The sequence below is a fragment of the Nonomuraea longispora genome, assembly GCF_004348345.1.
Classification (GTDB): domain Bacteria; phylum Actinomycetota; class Actinomycetes; order Streptosporangiales; family Streptosporangiaceae; genus Nonomuraea; species Nonomuraea longispora.
This window is the reverse complement of sequence record NZ_SMJZ01000121.1, coordinates 1-20492: the sequence shown is the minus strand read 5'-3', so window position 1 is coordinate 20492 and position 20492 is coordinate 1. Positions and strand designations below refer to the sequence as shown.

Below are 20492 nucleotides of genomic sequence, written 5' to 3'. Positions count from 1 at the left end.
TTTCAGATGATGACGTCGGTGAGCTCGCGCGGGTACGCCGTGAGCCGGCGCGGTCCCGTCTCGGTGACCAGGACGGTGTCGGAGATGCGGTAGCCGGCGTGACCCGGCACGTAGACGCCGGGCTCGCTGGACAGGATCATGCCGGGGGCCAGTTCGGTGGCGTCGCCGTCGGACAGCCACGGCGGCTCGTGGAAGCCGAGCCCGATGCCGTGCCCCTGCCGGTGGCGGATGTGCTCGGCCAGCCCGGCCTCCTCGATGACCCTCAGGCAGCGGCGGTTGGCCTCCTCGCAGGTGACGCCCGCGACCAGCGCCTCGGTGCCGGTTTCCTGGGCCTCGCGGACGGTCTCGTAGTAGCGGGCCTGCCGCGTGGTCGGCTCGCCGATGACGAACGTGCGCTCGCTCTCGACGAACCTGCCGCCGACCGCGCAGCCGAGCGAGAGCATGAACGTCTCCCCCTTGCGCAGCCGGTCGCCGCCGGGCAGGCGGTGCGGCTGGGCCGAGTTGGGGCCGCCGTAGACGAGGCCGCCGGTGAGCATGGGCACGACGACGACGTCCGTGTGCCTGGCGTACATGAGGGAGCTGCCGTGGGAGATGACGTGGGAGGCCAGCTCCGTCTCGGTGGGCAGCTCGCCGCCCGCCTCGACGGCCGCCCTGACCAGCTCGGCGCCGACCTCGATCATCGCGTCGGCGATGCGGGCGGCCTCCTCGTGCAGGGCGATCTCCTCGGGGAGTTTGCGCAGCCGTACGCGGCCGACCGCGTTCGAGACCGCCCAGCGGGTGCCGGGGAACGCCTCGGCCAGCGCCTGCGCCCTGGCGACGCTGGTGGAGAGCGCGTACGCGGCCTTGTCCGGCGCGGGCACGTGCCCGGCCAGCACCGCGAACGGCGACCTGACGCCGGGGAACTCGGGATAGGCGACGATCTCGGCCCGCGCTCCCTGGTCCGCGGCGTACTCCCGTTCCAGGTCGGGTACGAGCAGCACCGGGTCGCCGTCGAGCGGCAGCCAGCAGGCGACCGGGCGCTCGTTCGGGAAGTGGTGGAAGCCGGTCAGGTAGGCGACGTCGAGCGGGTCGTCGAGCACCATCGCCGCCAGGCCCTCGGCGGACATCCCGGCCCGGACCCGGCCGAGCGCGCCGGCGTAGAAGGCGTCGGGCAGCTTGTGTGAGAAGGTCATGCATCGCTCCTGTGGTTGCGAGCGTCGTTGTAGGCCACGGACAGCAGCGTCGTGGACAGCACCAGCAGCAGGATCGCCGCCGACGGGAAGAGGGTGGTCCACCAGGCGGAGGCCAGGGAGCCCGACTGCTGCGCCTTGTGCAGGATCGTGCCCCACGACCAGCTGTTCGGGTCGCCCAGGCCGAGGAAGGAGAGCCCGGCCTCGGCGAGCACGGCGCGGGAGGTGGTCAGCACGACTGACACGCCGACGACGGGGACGACGCCGGGCAGCAGGTGCTTGCGGACGATCCACCACGACGAGCCGCCGACGACCTTGGCCGCCGACACGAACGGCATGGGCACGATCGCCAGCGCCTGCGAGCGCACCACGCGGGCCACCTCCGGCCAGCTGAACAGCGCGATGACCACGACCAGCGTGCGCACGCTCGGTCCGGCCAGCGCCGCCACCAGGATCATCAGCGGCAGCATGGGCAGCGACAGGGAAAGGTCCACCAGCACCCCGAGCGGCGTGTCGAGCCGCCTGAAGTAGGCGGCGCTGACGCCGATCAGCAGCCCGATGACGATGGCCAGCACGGACGCGCTGAGGCCGACCGCCATGCTGACCCGGGTGCCCCACACGACCTGGGCGAACACGTCCTGCCCGATGTCGTCGGTGCCGAACCAGTGCGTGGCCGACGGCGGCTGCGAGGTGTCGGAGCCGTACCCCTCGGGGAAGGGCGCGAGCAGGGGCGCGAGGACGGCGATCAGGGACAGCAGGAGGAGCACGGCCCCGCTGCCCACGCCGAGCGGGTTGCGGCGGAAGGCGGACCAGGTCCGCTGACGGGGGGTGAGCTCGACCGTCGTCATGAGGTACGCACCCTGGGATCGAGGATTCCGTAGGCCACGTCCGTGAGGAGGTTGGCCACCACGACGGCGGCGGCGAGCAGCACGAACGCGCCCTGCAGGACGGGGAAGTCGAGCTGGCCGACCGCCTCGAAGACGGCCCGGCCGATGCCCGGGTAGGCGTAGATGGTCTCGGTCAGCACCGCGCCGCCGACCAGCGTGCCGAGCTGGAGGCCGGCGATGGTGGTGGTCGGCAGCAGCGCGTTGCGGAGGGCGTGCTTCCACACCACTTTGCCCGGCTTGACCCCCTTCGCCTTGGCCAGCGACACGTAGTCCTCGCCGAGCGCGTCGATCAGCGTGGTGCGCATCGTCAGCACGTAGCCGCCGAGCTGGATGAGCACCAGCGACAGGCACGGCAGCACCAGGTGGTGCAGCATGCTGAGGGTGGCGGCGAAGCCGGTGGCGTCGAGGTCGACCGCCCCGCCGATGGGGAACCAGCCGAGCCAGACGCCCAGCACGTACATGAGGAAGATGCCGACGCTCGGCACGAACAGCGACTGCGCGGTGACGCCGGTGAGCTGGATCACGCGGTCCATCCAGCCCTTGGCCCGGGTGGCGGCGAGAACGCCGAGCGGGATGCCCAGCGCGATCGTCACCACCATGGCCGAGATCGTCAGGATCAGCGTCCAGGGCAGCCGCTCCATGAGCACGGTGGTCACCGGGACCGACTGCCGGAACGACATGCCGAGGTTGCCCTGCAGCAGCTGCCCGAGATAGTTGAGGTACTGCACGCCGAGCGGCTGGTCCAGGCCGAAGTCGGCGAGCAGCTTCTGGCGCAGTTCCTCGGTCATGTTCGGGTCGGCCACGGCCAGCACCGGGTCGCCGGGCAGCAGGCGTACCAGGAAGAACGTGACCGTGACCGCGAACCAGAGGGTGAGCAGGCCGCGGGCCAGCCGGATGCCGATGAACCGCATGGGGATCAGCCCGCCGGCTTCGCCGCGGCGAGGGAGAGCGGGTTCAGGATGGACAGCAGCTCGCTCGGCATCGGCTTGAACCCGGTCCACTTCGTGGAGTGGGCGATGTTGAACGTCTCCACGTACAGGACGTTGTCGTAGACCTGGTCGTGGATGATCCTCGCGGCCTCCTGGATCGGCTTCTTGGCCTCCTCCTGGGTGAGCGCCCGCTGCCCCTGGTCGATCAGGTCGTCCAGCTTGGGGTCGCTGACCTGGGCGTAGTTGATGAACCCGCCGGTCTTGAAGGCCAGGCCGAGGTTGGCGGGCGGGTTGTCCATGACCGCCCACGACCCGGCGTAGATGTCGAAGTCCCGCTTGGTGGTCTTGTCGAGGTACGTGTTGCGCTCCAGGCCTTGCAGCTTGATCGTGATACCGGCCTTCTTCGCCGCGTCGCGGACCATGGGGGCCCAGCGGGCGATGTTCGGGTCGGCCTGGTCGTAGATCATGTTCAGGCTGAGGTTGCTCACGCCCGCCTCCGCCAGCAGTTTCTTGGACTGCTCGGGGTCGAAGGCGTACTCCTTCGCCGCGAGGTCGGCGTAGTCGGGCAGCGAGGGGGTGAGCACGCTGGAGTTGGACGACTTGGCGTAGCCCTTGAGCGCGATCTTCCTGATGGCCTCGTAGTCGACGGCGTGCGCGAGCGCCCTGCGGACGCGGACGTCGTCCAGCGGCTTGCGCTTGGTGTTGTACTGCAGGTGCGCCCAGCCCAGCGACGGGATCTGCTGGAGCTTGACCTTCGGATCGGTCTTCAGCTCGGCCGCGGTGGCGGGCGGCAGCACGTTGCCGATGAGGTCGATCTCGCCGTTGCGCAGGGCGAGCACCTCGGTGTTCACGTCGGGGAAGACCCGGAAGACGACTTCCTTGATCACCGGCTTGCCGGGGCCGAAGTCGTCGACGCGCTCCATGATGTAGCGCTGGCCGCGCTCGACCTTGGTGAGCTTGAACGGGCCCGCGCTCACCCAGTCGGAGTCGTTGGCGAACTTCTGCACGCTGGGCGCCTTCTCGAACACGTGCTTGGGCACGATCGGCAGCCAGAAGCCGACATTGTCCAGGAACGTGCCGTCCGGGCGGCTGAGGGCGAACTCGACCTCGGTGGGTGAGACGGCCTTCGCCTTGTCCAGCGCCGTGATGAGCCCGGCGACCACGCCGAACTTCTCCTTCTGCACCGCCGTCACCGAGAACACCACGTCGTCGGCGGTGACCGGCCTGCCGTCGGACCATTTCATGTCGTCGCGCAGCTTGACCGTGGCGGTCTTGCCGTCATCGGAGTAGGACCACTCGGTCGCCAGGTAGGGGACGCGCTTGCCGGCGCCGTCCATCTGGGTCAGATGCGGGTACATCAGGCTGGTGACCCACGAGTCCGTACGGCTGTTGCCGACCAGCGGGTTGTAGTTGACCACGTCGGCGGTGGTGCCGATGGTCAGCCGGCCGGCCTCGGCGGGCGCGCCGGATCCGCCGGTCGGCTGCGACGAGCCGGGCACGCTCGGGGCGCACGCGGCGGTCAGCGCGACGGCCAGGGCGGCCAGCGCGCCCAGGACGGTGGCACGTCTCATCAGATCCAGACCTCTTCCAGCACGCGCATGACGTTGCCGCCGACCACCTTGGTGATCTCCTCGTCGGAGTAACCGTGGGTGACCAGCCAGGCGATGATGTTCCAGAAGCACTCGGCGGGGTTCTCCAGGCCGTCGACGTACGGCACCTTGTCGTAGGCGATGCCGGCGTGCGCCTCGTTGAGCGACAGGTGCTCGGCGAACGTGTCGTGCAGTCCGACGTGGTCGCCGAAGAGCGTGTCGGGGCCGAACGCGACGTGGTCGATGCCGACCAGGTCCACACAGTACGTGAAGTGGTCCATGACCGACTCCAGGCTGTGACGGGGGTGGTCGGGCGACAGCGTCGTGTGCGGGGCCGCCTCCAGGCCGATCACGCCGCCGCGCTCGGCCGCCGCCTTGATGACGGAGTCGGGCTTCATGCGGTTGGTCGGCCAGACCGCGCGGGCGCCCGCGTGGGTGATGAGGATCGGCTTGGTGGAGTGGCGGATGGTGTCGAGCGAGGTCTGGTCGCCGGAGTGGGAGACGTCGATGGCGATGCCCAGTTTGTTCATGCGGCGCACGGCCTTCTCGCCGAACAGGGTCAGGCCGCCGTCGCCGCGCTCCTTGAGGCCGCTGCCCAGGGCGTTGGCCTCGCTGTAGGCGATGCCCATCTGCCGTACGCCGAAGCCGTACAGCATGTCGATCCTGTCGACCTCGTTCTCGATCATGGTGGCGGCCTCGAGGGCGAGCACGAGGCCGACGCGGCCGCTGGAGTGCGCCTCGTGCACGTCGGCCAGGCGCTCGACCTTGATGACGTAGTCCTGGTGGGCGAGGTCCGACAGGCGCATGCCGATGTCGGCGACCACGTCGTTCCACTTCCAGCCGGCCTGGCTGGTGATGCAGCAGGTGCCGTCCATGAGGTTGTCGAAGACGACGGTCATGCCGGAGCGGGCCAGGCCCTCGAAGCCGGTGTGGTGGCGGGCGGTGCGGTTGTAGTCGACGGTCTGGCGGATGTCGTCGGGGAAGACCGACGGGTGGTCGTGCAGGGAGACGACGAGGTTGTCGGTCAGCAGGCGGCGGACGCGCTCGGACTGCTCGGTGGTGAGCTCGGGCCCCTGGTACGCGGGGACCCGGCCGAGTTCGGGCGCCAGGTCGAACGTGCGGTAGTCGGCGCCCGCCTCCAGGTATTCGTAGGAACGGTAGCCCTTGTAGCTCTTCGCGGCTTCCAGCACTTGATATCCCCTCTTGTCCGATTGTCGGAAGTTTGCCAGGATCAGGCTCATAAGACAACATCAATGGTGTTTTTCAGCGTCAGGCGGTAATCACACGCCATCATTCGGCACAGTGAATCGTCCGGCCAGTGAGGAAGGGGTGCGGTGGGCGAGTCACCGGTTCTGGAGATCCGTGAGCTCCACGTCACGTTCACCCCGCGCGGGCGGGAGATCCACGCGGTGCGCGGGGTGGACCTGACCATCGAGCGCGGCCAGACACTGGCCTTGCTCGGCGAGTCGGGCTCGGGCAAGTCCGTCACCGCCAAGGCCGTCATGGGGCTGCTCGACCAGCCCGGCGTGGAGGTGCGCTCGGCGTCCGCCCGGCTCGGCGGCCGCGACCTGCTCGCCATGTCCGCCGAGGAACGCCGGGCGCTGCGCGGCAGCGCCATGACCCTGGTCTTCCAGGACGCCCTGTCGGCGCTCAACCCGGTGCTGAGCATCGGCGACCAGATCGGGGAGCTCTTCCGCGTCCACCAGGGGTTGTCCCGCAAAGAGGCGAGGTCCCGCTCGGTCGAACTGCTCGACCTGGTGGGCATCCCGGCGGCGGCCACGCGGATCGGCGACTACCCCCACCAGTTCTCCGGAGGCATGCGGCAGCGCATCCTCGTCGCCATGGCGGTGGCGCTCGAACCCGACCTGATCATCGCCGACGAGCCGACCACCGCCCTCGACGTCACCGTGCAGGCGCAGATCCTGGAGCTCATCGACCGGCTGCGGCGCGAGCTCGGCACCGCCGTCCTGCTCATCACCCACGACCTGGGGGTGGCCGCCGAGGTCAGCGACCAGGTCGCGGTGATGTACGCGGGCCGCATCGTGGAGAGCGGCCGGGCCGAGGAGCTGTACGACCGGCCGGCCCACCCGTACACGGCCGCGCTGCTCGCCGCCGTGCCCGACCTGGACAGGCCGGCGTCGGAGCTGCGCGCCATCCCCGGAGCGCCGCCCAGCCCCGCACTCACGCCACCCGGATGCTCGTTCGCCCCTCGCTGCGAGCGGGCGAGCGACGTGTGCACCGGCAACCGCCCGGTGCTCGCGCCGCTCGGGACCGGCGCCGGCCGGTACGCCGCCTGCCACCACGTGAAGGAGATGCTCGATGGCGCCCCCGCCTGAACCCGCCGCCACCGCCTCGCCCACCACCGCCGGGCCGGGCGAGACGGTGCTGCGCGCCACCGGGCTGCACAAGACCTACCGCGGCGGGATGCTCTCGCGCGGCGGCGCCGTACGCGCGGTCGCGGGCGTGGACCTGGAGCTGCGGGCCGGGGAGACTCTGGGCATCGTCGGCGAGTCCGGCTGCGGCAAGTCCACGCTGGCCCGCATGCTGGTCGGCCTCGAACGCCCCGACCAGGGCGAGGTGACCTTCCGCGACCGGCCGTTCTTCACCCGCGGCGGCGTGCCGCGCGACATCCGCCGCCGCGTCCAGATGGTCTTCCAGGACCCGCTGACCTCGCTCAATCCCCGCATGACCGTGCTCGACATCGTGGCCGAGCCGCTGCGCGTGCACCGGCTGTGCGCGGACGCCCGCGCCCTGCGCGAGCGGGTCGGAGAGCTGCTGTCGCTGGTGGGCCTGCCGCCCGAGCGGATGAACCGCTACCCGCACGAGTTCTCCGGCGGCCAGCGGCAGCGCATCGGCATCGCCCGCGCGCTGGCCACCGAGCCGGACGTGATCGTGTGCGACGAGCCGGTCTCGGCGCTGGACATGTCGGTGCAGGCGCAGGTGGTCAACCTGTTCGCCGAACTGCAGCGCACGCTCGGGGTGGCGCTGGTGTTCATCGCCCACGACCTGGCCGTGGTACGGCACGTGTCGCACCGCGTGGCCGTGATGTACCTGGGCAGGCTGGCGGAGACCGGGCCGGCGGCCGCGGTGTACGGCAGCCCCGCGCATCCGTACACGATGGCCCTGCTGTCGGCGGCCCCCGCGGCCAAGCCGCGGCTGCGCGGACGCAAGCGCATCATGCTGGCCGGAGACCCGCCGAGCCCGGTGGCGCCGCCGCCCGGCTGCCGCTTCCACACCCGCTGCTGGAAGGCGACCGACCGGTGCGCCGGGCAGGAACCCGCGCTCGAGCCCGTCGCCGAAGGCGGCCACGACGCCGCCTGTCACCACGCCGAACGGCCGTCCTGACGTACCGGCCCCGGGCTCACGGCTCCCGGCGCAGGACGACCAGCGCGACGTCGTCCTCGCGTACGCCGAACGCCCCCAGGAAGCGCTCGGCGAACTGCTCCAGGTCGTTCTCGACCGTCTCCGCCAGCCGCCTGGCCACCTCCAGGCCGGCGTCGAGCGTGGTGGTGCGGTCCTCCACCAGGCCGTCGGTGAACAGCACCATTGTGCCGCCGGGCGGCAGCTTCAGCCGGTCGACCTCGTAGCGCTCCGGCAGGACGCCCAGCAGCAGGTTGCCCAGGCTGTGGTAGGCGGAACGGGGCCCGGCGAGCAGGGGCGGGATGTGGCCGGCGTTGGCCACCTCGACCTCGCCCGTGACCGGGTCGATGAGCACCAGGCAGAGGGTGGCCGTCACGCGCGGGTGGTAGCGCCGTACCATCCGGTTGAGCAGGTCGAGCGTGGCGCTCAGGTCGACCTGGACGATGAGCGTGGCCCGCATGGCGTGGCGGATCTCCGCCATCACGGTCGCGGCGTGCAGCGAGTGGCCCTCCACGTCGCCGATCGCCACCAGCACCCGGTGGTCGATCGGCAGCACCTCGTAGAAGTCTCCGCCGACCTCGACGTTGTCCACGGCCGGCTGGTAGCGCATGGCCAGGCGCAGGCCGGGCACGTCGGGGATGCCGGTGGGAAGCAGGCTGCGCTGCAGGGTGAGCGCGATCGCGTGCTCCTCGGTGTAGGCGCGCAGCGCGTCTACGGCCAGCGCCAGCTGCTGGCCCACCTGGCGCAGCAGGTTGACCTCGTCGGCGTCGAGCGGCGGGCCGCTCGCCACGCCCAGGTAGACCGGGGACCTGGACTTCCTCGTCCGGCAGAGCACGCCGGTGGTCGGGCCTTCGACGTCCACGCCGGGCAGGAGGGCCCGCCAGCCCGCGGCTTCCACCGTGAAGACCTGGGCCCGCGCGGCTCCCTCGGGCACCGTACGGGAGAGCCGGTCGAGCACCTCGGGGCCGGCCGTGTGGGAGGTGGCCGGCTCGCCCGGCCGGGCGCAGGAGCGCCGCGTCCTGCCCTCCGGCAGCAGCGCCAGAGCGCCGCAGAAGCGGCCGAGCAGGTCGGACGTGCCCTCGGCGGCCACACCGAGCATCTGGTCGAACGTCTCCGCCTCGTTCATCCTGAGCGTCACGTCGGCCAGCCTGGCCAGCCGCCGGGCCATGAGCTCGGCCCGCCACCGTGCCCGGTAGTAGCGCAGCATGGCCCGCACGGTGGCGGCGAACTCGGCGGGCTCGATCGGCTCGATCAGGTACGCGTCGGCGCCGCGTTCCAGCCCTTCCGCGCGGTCGGCCACCGTGATGGCGTTGGCCGACACCTGGACGACGGGGATCGACGCGGTGGCCGGATCGGCCTTGATCCGCTCGCACACCTCGAACCCGGATATGTCGGGCAGCCGTACGTCGAGGACGACCAGGTCGATCGGTCCCTCGGCCAGCTTGCGCAGCGCCTCCTCCCCTCCGCTCGCCTCGACCACGTCGTGCCCGGACCTGCGCAGCCATCTCGCGAGGATGTAGCGCTTGGTCGGCGTGTCGTCGACCACGAGCACGGTTCCCGGCTGCGTGCCCGCCGCGGGGGCGAGCTGCTGCTGCGTCACGCTCCGCCCCCTCTCGCCTGGCGGATGGCCTGGATCAGCTGGTCCCGGCGCAGCCCCTGCTTGGACAGCACCGCCTTGCCCTCCGGCGCGTGCTGCGGCTGCACGGTCACCACGACCACGGGGATCCGGCTCAGCCGATCGTCCTCGGCCATCCGCAGCAGCAGCGCGTGCCCGTCCACGCGCGGCATGAGCAGGTCGACGAGCACCACGTCGGGCGGCTCGGCGGCCATCGCCTCCAGGGCGGCGGCACCGTCGGCCGCCTCGTCGACGTGAACGGCGAAGCCGTGCAGCATGCGGCGGGCGGCCGCGCGGAAGACCTCGTCGTCGTCGGCGACGAGCACCCGCTCCATCTCGGGCGGGCCGCCGTGGTGAGGCAGCCTGAGCGCGGCGGTGGTGCCCTCGCCCGGCGTGCTGGCCAGCTCAAGGGTGCCGCCGAGCGCCTCGGCCAGCCGGCGCGCGTACGGCAGGCCGAGGCCGGTGCCCCTGGCCCCGACCTGGAAGGAGCCCGGCACCTGGTAGAAGTCCTCGAACACGCGCCTCAGGTGCTCGGGCGGGATGCCGATGCCGGTGTCGGTCACCGTGATGACGATCTCGTTCCTGTCGTCGTCGACGCGGGCCTCCAGCCGCACCTCGCCGCTATCGGTGAACTTCAGCGCGTTGGACAGCAGGTTGCGCAGGATCGTGACGAGCATGCCCTCGTCCACGTGCAGCACCGCGGCCTCGGGCGCCACGTGGTGGCTCAGCTCGACGCCGCCCCGCACGCGCGTCGGGCGCATCGTCACGTGCAGGTGCTCGGCCACGTCCGTCAGGCTGACCGTAGTGGGGTGCGGGTCGAGGCGGCCCGACTCGGCCTTGGCCATGTCGAGCAGCTCGCTGACGAGCGCCAGCAGCGTCCTGGTCGAGTTGCCGATGAGCTCGACCTGGTGGGCCTGCTCCTCGGTCAGCGGATCGCCGCCCGGCCCGGTCAGCAGCCCGACCAGGCCGATGACCGAGTTGAGCGGGGTGCGCAGCTCGTGGCTGATGGTGGCCCAGAAGCGGTTCCTCGCCTCGTTGGCCTCGCGGAGCTGACTGGACTTCTCATCCAGCTCGGCGTAGAGGGCGACCACTCCCCTGTTGGTCTCCTCCAGCTCGGCGGAGAGCTGGTTGTACATCGCCAGCACGCCCGTGTTGGTCTCCTGCAGCTCGGCGTTGAGCCGCAGCACGTCGTCCAGGGAGTCGGCCAGTTCCCGGTTCTGGTCCCGCAGCTCCTCGAGTGCGGAGACGGGAGAGAGCCTGGTCAGCCGGTCGCGGAGGTCGGAGATCGGGCCGCGCCGCGGCCGCGGCCGCAACCGCTTGGCGAGCGTGACACGCCCGTCGCCGAGCTCGACCCGGTCGACCAGCCGGCCCGCCAGCCTGACGCCCTCCGACCCGGCCAGGCCCGAGCGTTCTCCGTGGGTCACGGTGATCAGCAGTTCGTCCTCGCCGAGCGCGATCACCGCGAGCGCGCCGCGGCCGTAGACCTCCCTGCCGACCTCGCTGAGCGCCGTCGCCACCCGTACCTGGTCCTGCGGCTCCAGGCCGGCCAGCTCGGCGGCGGCGCGGCCGAGGCGGCGCAGCACGAACACGTCCTGGCCGGCGTCGAGCCGGACCCTGATGAGCTCCGTGGCCGCCTTCACGAGCCCGGCCTCGCCGCCACCACGCACACGTCGTCGCGCCTGGTGCCGGCCTCGCGCAGCAGGCCGGCGGCGATCACGGCGGGGGTGCGGGCGAACAGGCCGGGCATGTGCGCCGGGTCCCAGCGCTCCGACATCCCGTCGGAGTGCATGATCACGGTGGCGTGGCCGGGCAGCTCGTACGTGTGCTGCCGCAACCGCGCCCCCTGGTGACCGGCGATGCCCGGCACCGACACCATGCCCTGCCGTCCCTGGGCGTGCGCGACCCAGCCGGAGACGTTGCCGAGCCCCGCGTAGGTCACCGAGCCGCCGCCCAGCCGGGCCACCGCGAGCGCCCCTCCTCTCGTGACGCCCATCCCCCGGTGCAGGCGGTCGACGATGGCCAGCGGCTCACGCTCCGGCGCCTGAAGGAACAGCTCGACGGCCAGCTGGGAGGCCTGCGCCGCGATGTGACCGTGGCCCAGCCCGTCGCAGACCATGATGGTGGTGGCGGCTCCCGTGGTGGAGATGGCGAAGGAGTCGCCGCACACCTGCTCGTCGCCGATGGGCCGGGTCAGGCCGCTGGCGTGCGCCGGCGGAGCGGGTTCGCGGCCCGCGGTGAAGTACATCGCGAGCACGGTGCCTCTGCCGGGCAGGGAGTGCACGTCGTAGCCGGTCGCGATGCGGGCGATGGCGCCCATGCCGATGCCGAGCGTCCCCACGGAGGAGTAGCCGTCGCGCAGGGCGCGGGCGATGTCGGCCATGCCCGGCCCCGCGTCGATCGCGACGAACTCCACCGTGGCGGGGGGCTCGGGGTCCATGCGGACCATGACGCTGCCCTCGACGGCGTGCTTGACGAGGTTGGACACCGCCTCGCTGACGGCCACCGCCACCTGCCCGGCCTGCGTCGCGTCGAATCCGGCCAGACCGGCCAGCTCGACGGCCCGCCGGCGTACGGCGCCCACCGCGCTGGTGTCCTCCGCGCGGATCCAGGCGCCCGTCCGCCGGCTGGTCACGTGCCCCATGGCGTCACCTGACCCATTCGGTACCGGGCCAGCTCGGTATCGGGCCCACTCGGTCGCCCGGCCCATTCGTCATCGCGTCCATTCGTCACCGGGCCCATTTCGTCACCGTCACCGTCGTGCCCTGCCCCGGCTTGGAGAGCAGGTCGAACTCGTCCACCAGCCGGCGTGACCCGCCGAGCCCGAGTCCGAGGCCCGTGCCGGTGGTCCAGCCGTCGGTGAGCGCCTGCTCGATGTCCGGGATGCCCGGCCCTTCATCGTTGACGACCAGCCTGAGCCCGCGCTTCGCCCCGTTCTCGACGACGTCCACGCGCAGCTCGCCCCGCCCCGCGTAGACGAGGGCGTTGCGCACCAGCTCACTGGCGGCCGTAATGATCTTGGTCTGGTCGATGAGCGACAAGCCCACCTCGATGGCGGCGCTCCTGACGAGCCGGCGTACCGCCACGACGTCGGCGCTGCTCTCGATGACCGCCTCGCGGGTCACCGCGCCGTGCCTCCGACGTGGTTCAGCAGCGCCACCCCTTTCTCCAGATCGAGTGCCGTACGGACGCCGCCGAGTGAGAGGCCGAGCTCCACGAGCGTGATCGCCACGGCCGGCCGCATGCCGACGACCACGGCGTGCGCGTCGAGCATGCGGCACATCGCGGCGATCGTGGCCAGCATCCGCCCGGTGAACGAGTCGACGATCTCGACGGCGGAGATGTCGATGATCACTCCCTTGGCGCCGCGGGAGACGACCGCCGCGGCCAGGTCCTCCTGCAGAACGAGCACGCTCTGGTCGTCCAGGTCCACCTGGATCGAGACGATCAGCAGGTCGCCGAGCTTGAGAATGGGCACCCGATCCACTACGCCTGCTCCGCCCGTACGGTGACGTGCGTGGCCGGCCGGCCGCTCACCTGCACGCCGCTTCGTCTGAAGGCGTGGGCGAGCGCGTCGGCCAGCGACGTCTTGGTCACGATGTCGCCGAACTCGATGCCGAGCGTGACGATGGTGTGCGCGATCTGCGGGCGGATGCCGGAGATGACGCATTCGGCGCCCATGAGCCGTGCCGCGAACACGGTCTTGAGCAGGTGCTGGGCGACCTGGGTGTCGACGGCCGGGACGCCGGTGATGTCGATGACCGCGTGCTCGGCGCCGGTCTCGACCAGCGCCTCCAGCAGCTTCTCCATGACGACCTGGGTGCGGGCCGAGTCGAGCGTGCCGATCAGCGGCACGGCCAGGATGCCGTCCCAGAGCTTGACCACAGGGGTGGACAGTTCGAGCAACTGCTCGGCCTGGTCCATGATGATCTTCTCGCGGGCTTCGGCGTACGCCTCGAACGTGAACAGGCCGAGGTCGTCGATGAGACGGGCGAACCGGATGAATCCGCGCAGCACCTCGGTGTCGGCGTCGGCGACCACGATTTCGTAGAAGGCCCCCTTCAGGCCGAAGACGGCCTTGGAGGTCTCGGCGGGCGAGTAGCCGACGCGAGCCCGCGACCGCGACAGCTCGGTGAGCAGGCCACGGAGGTCGGCGAGGTCGCCTCCGCCCTGCTCGATGGCGCCGAGGATGGCGCGGTAGAGCTCCAGCAGTTCGTCGCGCGGCGCGTCGACCGACTGCGCCCACCGGTTGACGACCTGTTCTTCATGGTCGCGGAGCAACTCGCCCACACGCCGTTCCACGTCTGCTTGATCGGACAAAATCTCTCCAAGGGGGTTCTCGGTGTGCACTCCTGGCATCCCCCGGTACACCCTTCTCTGCCCAGAGTCACCCCCGAGTACTACGCGAGGGTCCAAACCGGGCGGGGACGCGGACGACCCGGCGGCTTCCGCACGGTCGCGGCATGTTCAGAAACTTCGCCCTCGCCGGGCTTGTCGCGACCGGCGTGTTCCTGCTGCTGCCGGCGCCGCCGGGCGGGAGGCTGGTGAAGATCTACGGTGAGCTGTTGCTGTGCCACAGCTACGGTTCGGTGGTGTGCGCCAAGGCCATGCCCGGCCTGCCGGTCTCCGACGTGGCCGCCTTCGGCGCCCGCGTGTTCGACGCGGGTTCCGGAGGGCACAGCGACTACTTCGCGCCCGGCACCGCTTCGCTGCGCAACCTGACCATGATCGCGCTGGGGCGATCCGGGCAGGTCACCGCTTGACCGCGGCTGTCCGCGGGTAGGAGGAACTTTGATGACATGGTGTCGTCATCAGCTTGACGCCGGCGGGCGCCGTTTGTGACACTTCGTCATGAAACACCAGCGGACTTGAGGTGAGCTGTGACGACGTCGTTCTCCGAGAGCTTGAGAAACGCCACCTGGGCCGACCACCAGTCGGCCGAGTCCGAGGGCTATCTCACCGAGCTCATGGCCGGCCGGTTGAGTGAGCACGAATACGGCGAGATGGTCGCCCAGCACTACTTCGCCTACACCGCGCTCGACGGGGTGTCACGGGAGCTGGCGGGGCACCCGGTGGCCGGCCGTTTCGTCTTCCCGGAGCTCTATCGCGAGCCCGCTCTCGAACGCGATCTGGCCACCGTCTACGGGCCGCGCTGGCGCGAGCGCATCACGCCGTCCGCGTCCACCGAAGCCCTCGTGGCGCGCATCCGCGAGACGGCCGGCTGGCCGGGCGGCTACATCGCCCACCACTACACCCGCTACCTCGGCGACCTGTCCGGCGGGCAGTTCATCCGCATGGAGCTGCAGAAGATCTACGGCTACGCCAGGGGCGGGGGCGTGGACTTCTACTTCTTCGACGAGCTCGGCAGCCTGCCCCGGTTCAAGAACGAATACCGCTCCCGGCTCGACGCGCTGGAGCTCGACGAGAACGAGCGTCAGCGCGTCATCGGCGAGGTCAAGCGCGCCTACCGGCTCAACACCGACGTCCTCGCCGAGCTTTTTCACACCGTCAGGGCCGCCGCCTGACCCGGAGCTACCGACCGGCCCGCTCGTCGCAGGGGTCGCGCGGCGGGGTGGCGCGCCCGGCGACGTCGGCCTTGATCCCGGCCAGCCGGTGGCCGGCCTCGTTGAGCCCGTCGGCGTCGACCCGCTCCTCCGGCAGGGTCCAATCTCGCCCGCCCCCGCGAGCCGGCGACGTACGCGTTGCGCCTGCATGTGATGCGCTCTCAGTGGCCATCGCGGCCCGTACGCAGCTCGGCTCCTCGATGTCGCCCTCGTCGAGCCACGTCACGAGCTCGCCGACCAGCCCCGGCGCCCCTCCGGCGTCCGGCCCTTCATGGACGACAGCGCCGGACACCGAGTCGCGGATGAAGATGCTCGCCGGACTGAGGACGCCGGGAGTCTTGTGCCGATGGTGGCCGATCATCATGAAGTTGAGCGCGTTGAGCACGCCCTACGTCCTGTATGTTCCGCGGGCGTGATCGCCCGTACGGCCTACCATGGGCATATGCCCCGGATCTCCGCCGCCACCATCGGCGAGCACCGCGCCCAGACGCGCGACCGCATCCTGCAGGCCGTCTCGCGGCTGTCCAGGGAGCAGGGCATCGACGCCATCTCGATGACCGACGTGGCAGGCGAGGCCGGCATCACGCGCACCGTGCTCTACAACTACTTCCCCGACAAGACCGCGCTGCTGCTGGCGTTCACCGAGCGGGTGACCCACTACTTCATCGACAGCTACGAGCGGGAGCTGCCCGCCGGCGCCTCCCCCGCCGACCGGTTGCGGGCGTTCGTACGCCTCCAGCTGGACGGCCTGCTCGCCCACCCGCATCCGGGCGCCGCCGACCTGAGCGCCACGCTCGGGCCCGACGCCTACCAGCGGCTGGCCGAGCACGTCGCGCCCATGCAGCGTGTCCTCGTCGAGATCCTGGAGAGCGGCCAGGCGTCGGGCGACTTCCAGGTGCTAGACGTGCCGGCCACGGCCCGGATGATCCTCGCCGTCATCGGCGCGGAGCGGGTGCCGCTGATCAGCGGCGACGTCACGGTGGCGGCGGCCGCCGAGCTGGTCACCGCGTTCGTGCTGCGAGCCCTCGGGGGCGAAGCCGCGCCCCGGTGACAGGATGGGGCCTATGACCTCCGGGCCCGAGGAGCAGCCCGCCGGTGAGCACGTCGGCGAGCACGTCGATGAGCACGTCGATGAGCACGTCGAGCTCAGGTCGGCGCGCGGGCGCTGGATCCTGTTCGCGACGGTGCTGGGCTCGGGTCTGGCGCTGCTCGACAGCACCGTGGTCAACGTCGCGCTGCCCTACCTCGGCAGCGAGCTCGACGCCGGCATGGCGGGGCTGCAATGGACGATCAACTCCTACACGCTCACCCTCGCCGGGCTGATCCTGCTCGGCGGCTCGCTCGGTGACCGTTACGGCCGGCGCACCCTCTTCGTCATCGGCGTCGTGTGGTTCGCCGTCGCCTCCGCGCTGTGCGGGCTGTCGCCGAGCATCGAGTTCCTCATCGCGGCCAGGGCCTTGCAGGGCGTGGGCGGCGCGCTGCTCACGCCCGGCTCGCTGGCGATCATCCAGGCGTCGTTCGTCCGGCGCGACCGGCCGCGCGCCGTGGGCACGTGGTCGGGGCTCGGCGGCGTGGCCAGCGCCGTCGGACCGCTGCTGGGCGGGTGGCTGGTGCAGACCGCCGGATGGCGGTGGGCGTTTTTGATCAACCTCCCGTTCGCCGCGCTCATCGTGTTCGTCGCCCTGCGGCACGTGCCCGAGAGCAGGGACGAGCAGGCCGCGGGGCGCTTCGACGTGCTGGGCGCGGTCCTCGCGGCGCTGGCGCTGGCCGGGATCACCTACGGGCTGATCCAGCGGGGCGCCCCGGCGCCGCTGCTCGCCGGGCTGCTGCTGGGGGCGGCGTTCGTGGCGGTCGAGGTGCGCCGGTCTCCGGACGCGCTGGTGCCCGCCGACATCTTCCGAGACCGCGTGTTCACGGCCGTCAACGTGGTGACGTTGATCATGTACGCGGCCATGGGCGTGGTGTTCTTCCTGCTCGTGGTGCAGCTCCAGGTCGTCTCCGGCTTCTCCCCCATCGCCGCCGGGCTGGCGATGTTCCCCACGACGATCCTCATGATGGCGTTGTCGGGGCGGGCCGGTGAGCTGGCCAAGCGGATCGGGCCGCGCTGGCCGATGACGGGCGGGCTGCTGCTGGCGGGCGCCGGTTTCCTGTGGATGAGCACCATCGGGTACGGCGCGTCCTATCCGCTCCAGGTGCTGCCCGCCGTGTTCGTCTTCGGGCTGGGGCTTTCGGGGGTGGTCGCGCCGCTGACCGCGACCGTGCTGGCCACGGTCGAGGACCGCCACGCGGGCACGGCCAGCGGCGTCAACAACGCGGTGGCCCGCACCGGCAGCCTCTTCGCGGTGGCCGCGGTGCCGCCGGTGGTCGGCCTGGTCGGCGACGCGTTCGAGAACCCGCCGGTGTTCGACGCGGGATTCAGGACGGCCATGCTCATCAGCGCCGCCATGATGCTGCTGGCGGCGCTGATCACGTCGTTCACCATCAGGTCGAACGTGCTCGCCGCCGACGACTGACGACGGTCAGAAGGCGAACGCCTGGCTGCGCACGCTGTTGTCGAAGTTCGACAGGAGCAGTTCGGGCTCGCCGACCGAGCGGATGCCGGGCAGCCGGGTCAGCAGCTCGCGGAACATCGCGCGCAGCTCCTGCCTGGCCAGGTTGGCGCCGAGGCAGAAGTGCGGGCCGGGGCCGCCGAAGCCGACGTGCGGCTTGGTGTCGCGGGTGATGTCGAACCTGTCGGGGTCGGGGAAGACCGACTCGTCCCGGTTGGCCGAGCCGTAGAAGAGCACGACCTTGTCGCCCCTCTTCAGCTCAAGGCCGCGCAGCGTGTAGTCCTCGGTGACCGTGCGCCGGAACTGCATGATCGGCGACACGTAGCGGACCATCTCCTCGATGGCGCCGTTGATGTGGGTGTCGAAGTCGCTCATCAGCAGTTCGCGCTGGGCCGGGTTGTCGGTGAGCAGCTTGATGCCGTGGGCCATCGTGTTGCGCGCCGTCTCGTTGCCCGCGACCAGGAGCAGCGCGAAGAACGAGCCGAGCTCCTTGTCGGTCAGCTTCTCCCCGTCGGGGTTGGCGTTGACCAGGAGGGAGACGAGGTCGCCCTTGGGGTCGGCGACGCGCTCGTGGCCGAGCTTGATGACCATGCGCTGCAGGGCGAGCAGGGCCAGCATGTTCTGGCCGGCCATCTGGACGCTGCGGGCCAGGCTCGGGCGCACGCCGGTGTAGGCGGTGGAGATGTCGACGTGCTGGTGCACCTTGGCCCGCAACTCCTGCGGGATGTCCAGCATGTCGCAGATGACGTGGATGGGCAGCCGGGCGGCGACCTGGGAGACGAAGTCGCGCGGGCCCTCCTTGACCACGTCGTCGACGATGCCGGCGCAGGCCGCCTCGATGTCGCTCTGCAGGCCGGCCAGCATCTTCGGGCTGAACGAACGCGTGACGATCCTGCGCAGGCGCGCGTGCCGGGGATCGTCCATGTTGACCATCGACTCCCCGAACACCTGCTTCACCCAGCCGGGCGGCTCCGGGTTGGTGACGGCGGGCTCGCTGGAGAACACCTTGGCGTTGCGGCTGGCCTCGACGACGTCCGCGTGGCGTACGAGGGCGTAGAAGCCCTTGCCCGAGCGGAGGAGCGGCACCTTCTTCTCCGGGAAGAACACCGGAAGCTCCAGCAGGCGAAGCCGGGCGAACGCTTCGTTGCGTTCCTTGAGCGGCTTGCGCCAGAAATCCAGATCAGCGAGGTCGATGTCGTCCACCCGACTATCCTGGCACGGTCCCACGCCGCTCCCGTACGGAAAACCCCGCGCTCGCGGGGCTTGCCGCGGGCGGCGGGCGATGTGCATCCCGCCCTCCTGGCCCGTTCCCGCGCCGTTCAGATCTGGTTCGACCCGCCCGGTCATGACTTGCGGTATGAACGCTGTGCTCGCCGCCTGCCTGGTCCTTCCCCTCCTCACCGGTACGACCCCGGCGACGGCCCGCTCGTGCACCGGCCGGCCGCTCGACTTCAACGCCGATGGGCGCCCCGACCTGGCCGTGGCCGCGCCCTACGACGACGCCAGGGCCGGTTCCGTGACCGTGACGTACAGCTCCGGCAGGACGGCCAAGCTCGTCCAGGACGACGCGGAGCCGGGTGACGCGTTCGGCTCCGCGCTGGCCGTCGGCGACTTCAACGGCGACCGGTGCGCGGACCTGGCCGTGGGGGTGTCGGAGGAGTTCACCGGTGAGCGGGTGCCCGGCGGCGACGGGAACGGGGTCGTGCAGATCTACGACGGCTCCCCCCGCGGCCTGGTGGCCGGCCGGCGGCTGGCACCCGCCGAACCGTCCAGCGACCGGTTCGGCGCGTCCCTGGCCGCGGGCGACCTCGACGGCGACGGCCGGGACGAGCTGGCCGTCGGCTCCCCCAGCCACCGGTCGGGCGGAGCCGTGACCGTGTACTGGATGAAGGGACGCAAGCCGTACCGGATCACGCAGAAGACCCGGTGGGTACGGCAGCCCGCGCGCGTCACCGACCAATGGGCCGCGGCGCTGACCACCGGCGACTTCGACGGGGACGGCAAAGACGAGTTGGTCGTGGGAGCGCCCGCCGACAGCATCAGCCACGACGGCCAGGGCTCGGCCACCGTCATCGACGTCCGCGCGAAACGTGCCCGGCTGCTCAATCAGAGCACGCCGGGCATCAAGGGCGCCGCGGAGAAATGGGACGGGTTCGGGGCCGCGCTGGCCACCGGCGACTTCAACGGCGACGGCAAGGACGACCTGGCCATCGGCGTACCCGGCGAAGGGCTCAGCGCCGGCCAGCGGGCCATGGACTACGGCGACGGCACCGTGGACGTGCTGTACGGCTCGCGTGGCGGGCTGCGTACCGACCGGACCGAGGCCTGGTCGCAGAACACCCTCGACGGCAGACCCCGCTACTACGACCGGTTCGGGGCCTCGCTGGCGGCCGGGGACTTCAACGGCGACGGCAGGGACGACCTGGCCATCGGCGTACCCGGGGAGAAGGCCGTCCAGGTGCTGGCGGGACGCACGGCGGGCGGGCTCACGCGGAAGGGGAACCTGCTGGTCAAGGGCAGAGGACGCGACTTCGGGGCCGCGGTGACCGCCCTGCCCGGGTGGGGCGACGGCCACCGGTCCCTGACGCGGCGGCGTCCGGTGTACGCGCTCGTGGTGGCCGCGCCCGGCCAGGGGCTCGTCGCGTACGCACCCGGATCCCGCCGGCCGGGCCTGCGCCTGGGCAAGGTACGCCCGCTCAGCGAGGGCACCGGCCTGTACGGCTACGCCTTCGGCTGACCACATCGCCCGGGTCCGAACCTTCCACGGGCGACGCGCACGCGGGCCTCCCGCACGACGGGCGGGCACAGGATCGCAGCGGGCAGACCCGGAATC

Annotated in this window: 20 protein-coding genes; 7 read left to right on the top strand and 13 right to left on the bottom strand. The window is 71.2% G+C overall.

Annotated elements, in window-relative coordinates; translation table 11 throughout:
• Nucleotides 1-2 precede the first annotated feature (2 nt).
• Genes E1267_RS27560 through E1267_RS27540 form a run of 5 tightly spaced genes read right to left on the bottom strand, consistent with a single transcriptional unit; the run spans nt 3 to nt 5764 of the window.
• Nucleotides 3-1172 (bottom strand): M24 family metallopeptidase, encoded by a 1170-nt coding sequence (locus E1267_RS27560; RefSeq protein ID WP_132336460.1) that lies wholly within the window; start codon nt 1170-1172, stop codon nt 3-5.
• Entirely contained in the window at nt 1169-2017 is an 849-nt protein-coding gene (locus E1267_RS27555; protein ID WP_132336458.1) for an ABC transporter permease, read from the bottom strand. The genes E1267_RS27560 and E1267_RS27555 overlap by 4 nt, the downstream gene beginning before the upstream one ends.
• A complete protein-coding gene (locus tag E1267_RS27550; protein ID WP_165959818.1) occupies nt 2014-2967 on the bottom strand; it encodes an ABC transporter permease in 954 nt (317 codons plus the stop codon). Before E1267_RS27550 ends, E1267_RS27555 begins: the two co-directional genes overlap by 4 nt.
• 5 nt (nt 2968-2972) lie before the next feature.
• Complete coding sequence (locus E1267_RS27545; protein WP_132336456.1) at nt 2973-4556, bottom strand: ABC transporter substrate-binding protein; 1584 nt, start codon at nt 4554-4556, stop codon at nt 2973-2975.
• Nucleotides 4556-5764, bottom strand: coding sequence for a dipeptidase (locus tag E1267_RS27540; protein ID WP_132336454.1), 1209 nt, complete (start codon nt 5762-5764; stop codon nt 4556-4558). The genes E1267_RS27545 and E1267_RS27540 overlap by 1 nt, the downstream gene beginning before the upstream one ends.
• Nucleotides 5765-5908: 144 nt before the next feature.
• On the opposite strand from E1267_RS27540, the gene E1267_RS27535 reads away from it, so the two are divergent.
• Entirely contained in the window at nt 5909-6910 is a 1002-nt protein-coding gene (locus E1267_RS27535) for an ABC transporter ATP-binding protein (RefSeq protein WP_132336452.1), read from the top strand.
• On the top strand, nt 6894-7919 hold the full coding sequence (locus tag E1267_RS27530; RefSeq protein WP_132336450.1) for an ABC transporter ATP-binding protein: 1026 nt from the start codon (nt 6894-6896) through the stop codon (nt 7917-7919). The genes E1267_RS27535 and E1267_RS27530 overlap by 17 nt, the downstream gene beginning before the upstream one ends.
• A 16-nt stretch (nt 7920-7935) precedes the next feature.
• Here E1267_RS27530 and E1267_RS27525 read toward each other — a convergent pair whose 3' ends face one another.
• From E1267_RS27525 to E1267_RS27500, 6 genes are all read right to left on the bottom strand, one after another.
• Nucleotides 7936-9534, bottom strand: coding sequence for a fused response regulator/phosphatase (locus E1267_RS27525; protein WP_132336448.1), 1599 nt, complete (start codon nt 9532-9534; stop codon nt 7936-7938).
• Nucleotides 9531-11189, bottom strand: a complete 1659-nt coding sequence (locus E1267_RS27520) for an ATP-binding response regulator (RefSeq protein WP_132336446.1) — start codon at nt 11187-11189, stop codon at nt 9531-9533. The genes E1267_RS27525 and E1267_RS27520 overlap by 4 nt, the downstream gene beginning before the upstream one ends.
• Nucleotides 11186-12190 (bottom strand): ATP-binding protein, encoded by a 1005-nt coding sequence (locus E1267_RS27515; RefSeq protein WP_132336444.1) that lies wholly within the window; start codon nt 12188-12190, stop codon nt 11186-11188. The genes E1267_RS27520 and E1267_RS27515 overlap by 4 nt, the downstream gene beginning before the upstream one ends.
• 85 nt (nt 12191-12275) lie before the next feature.
• Nucleotides 12276-12671, bottom strand: coding sequence for an ATP-binding protein (locus E1267_RS27510; RefSeq protein ID WP_132336442.1), 396 nt, complete (start codon nt 12669-12671; stop codon nt 12276-12278).
• Nucleotides 12668-13033, bottom strand: coding sequence for an STAS domain-containing protein (locus tag E1267_RS45370; protein ID WP_132336440.1), 366 nt, complete (start codon nt 13031-13033; stop codon nt 12668-12670). The genes E1267_RS27510 and E1267_RS45370 overlap by 4 nt, the downstream gene beginning before the upstream one ends.
• Nucleotides 13033-13836, bottom strand: coding sequence for an STAS domain-containing protein (locus E1267_RS27500; RefSeq protein WP_246064299.1), 804 nt, complete (start codon nt 13834-13836; stop codon nt 13033-13035). Before E1267_RS27500 ends, E1267_RS45370 begins: the two co-directional genes overlap by 1 nt.
• Before the next feature lie 173 nt (nt 13837-14009).
• Here E1267_RS27500 and E1267_RS27495 point away from each other — a divergent pair, with 173 nt between their 5' ends.
• Together E1267_RS27495 and E1267_RS27490 are read left to right on the top strand one after the other, a co-directional pair.
• On the top strand, nt 14010-14309 hold the full coding sequence (locus E1267_RS27495) for an alpha/beta hydrolase (RefSeq protein ID WP_132336436.1): 300 nt from the start codon (nt 14010-14012) through the stop codon (nt 14307-14309).
• Between the two features lie 117 nt (nt 14310-14426).
• The gene (locus tag E1267_RS27490; RefSeq protein WP_132336434.1) at nt 14427-15071 is read left to right on the top strand and encodes a biliverdin-producing heme oxygenase; all 645 of its coding nucleotides are present in this window, start codon (nt 14427-14429) and stop codon (nt 15069-15071) included.
• A 7-nt stretch (nt 15072-15078) separates the two neighbouring features.
• On the opposite strand, the gene E1267_RS27485 is transcribed toward E1267_RS27490, so the two are convergent.
• Complete coding sequence (locus E1267_RS27485) at nt 15079-15495, bottom strand: hypothetical protein (protein WP_132336432.1); 417 nt, start codon at nt 15493-15495, stop codon at nt 15079-15081.
• Between the two features lie 57 nt (nt 15496-15552).
• Here E1267_RS27485 and E1267_RS27480 point away from each other — a divergent pair, with 57 nt between their 5' ends.
• Nucleotides 15553-16161: a TetR/AcrR family transcriptional regulator gene (locus E1267_RS27480; protein WP_132336431.1), complete on the top strand. Its 609-nt coding sequence runs from the start codon at nt 15553-15555 to the stop codon at nt 16159-16161.
• Nucleotides 16162-16174: 13 nt separating this feature from the next.
• On the top strand, nt 16175-17623 hold the full coding sequence (locus tag E1267_RS27475) for an MFS transporter (RefSeq protein WP_132336429.1): 1449 nt from the start codon (nt 16175-16177) through the stop codon (nt 17621-17623).
• 6 nt (nt 17624-17629) lie between these two features.
• Here the strand turns inward: E1267_RS27475 and E1267_RS27470 are convergent, their stop codons facing one another.
• Nucleotides 17630-18862: a cytochrome P450 gene (locus tag E1267_RS27470; protein WP_132336427.1), complete on the bottom strand. Its 1233-nt coding sequence runs from the start codon at nt 18860-18862 to the stop codon at nt 17630-17632.
• 154 nt (nt 18863-19016) lie between these two features.
• On the opposite strand from E1267_RS27470, the gene E1267_RS27465 reads away from it, so the two are divergent.
• Nucleotides 19017-20396 (top strand): FG-GAP and VCBS repeat-containing protein, encoded by a 1380-nt coding sequence (locus E1267_RS27465; RefSeq protein WP_132336425.1) that lies wholly within the window; start codon nt 19017-19019, stop codon nt 20394-20396.
• Nucleotides 20397-20492: the final 96 nt, after the last annotated feature.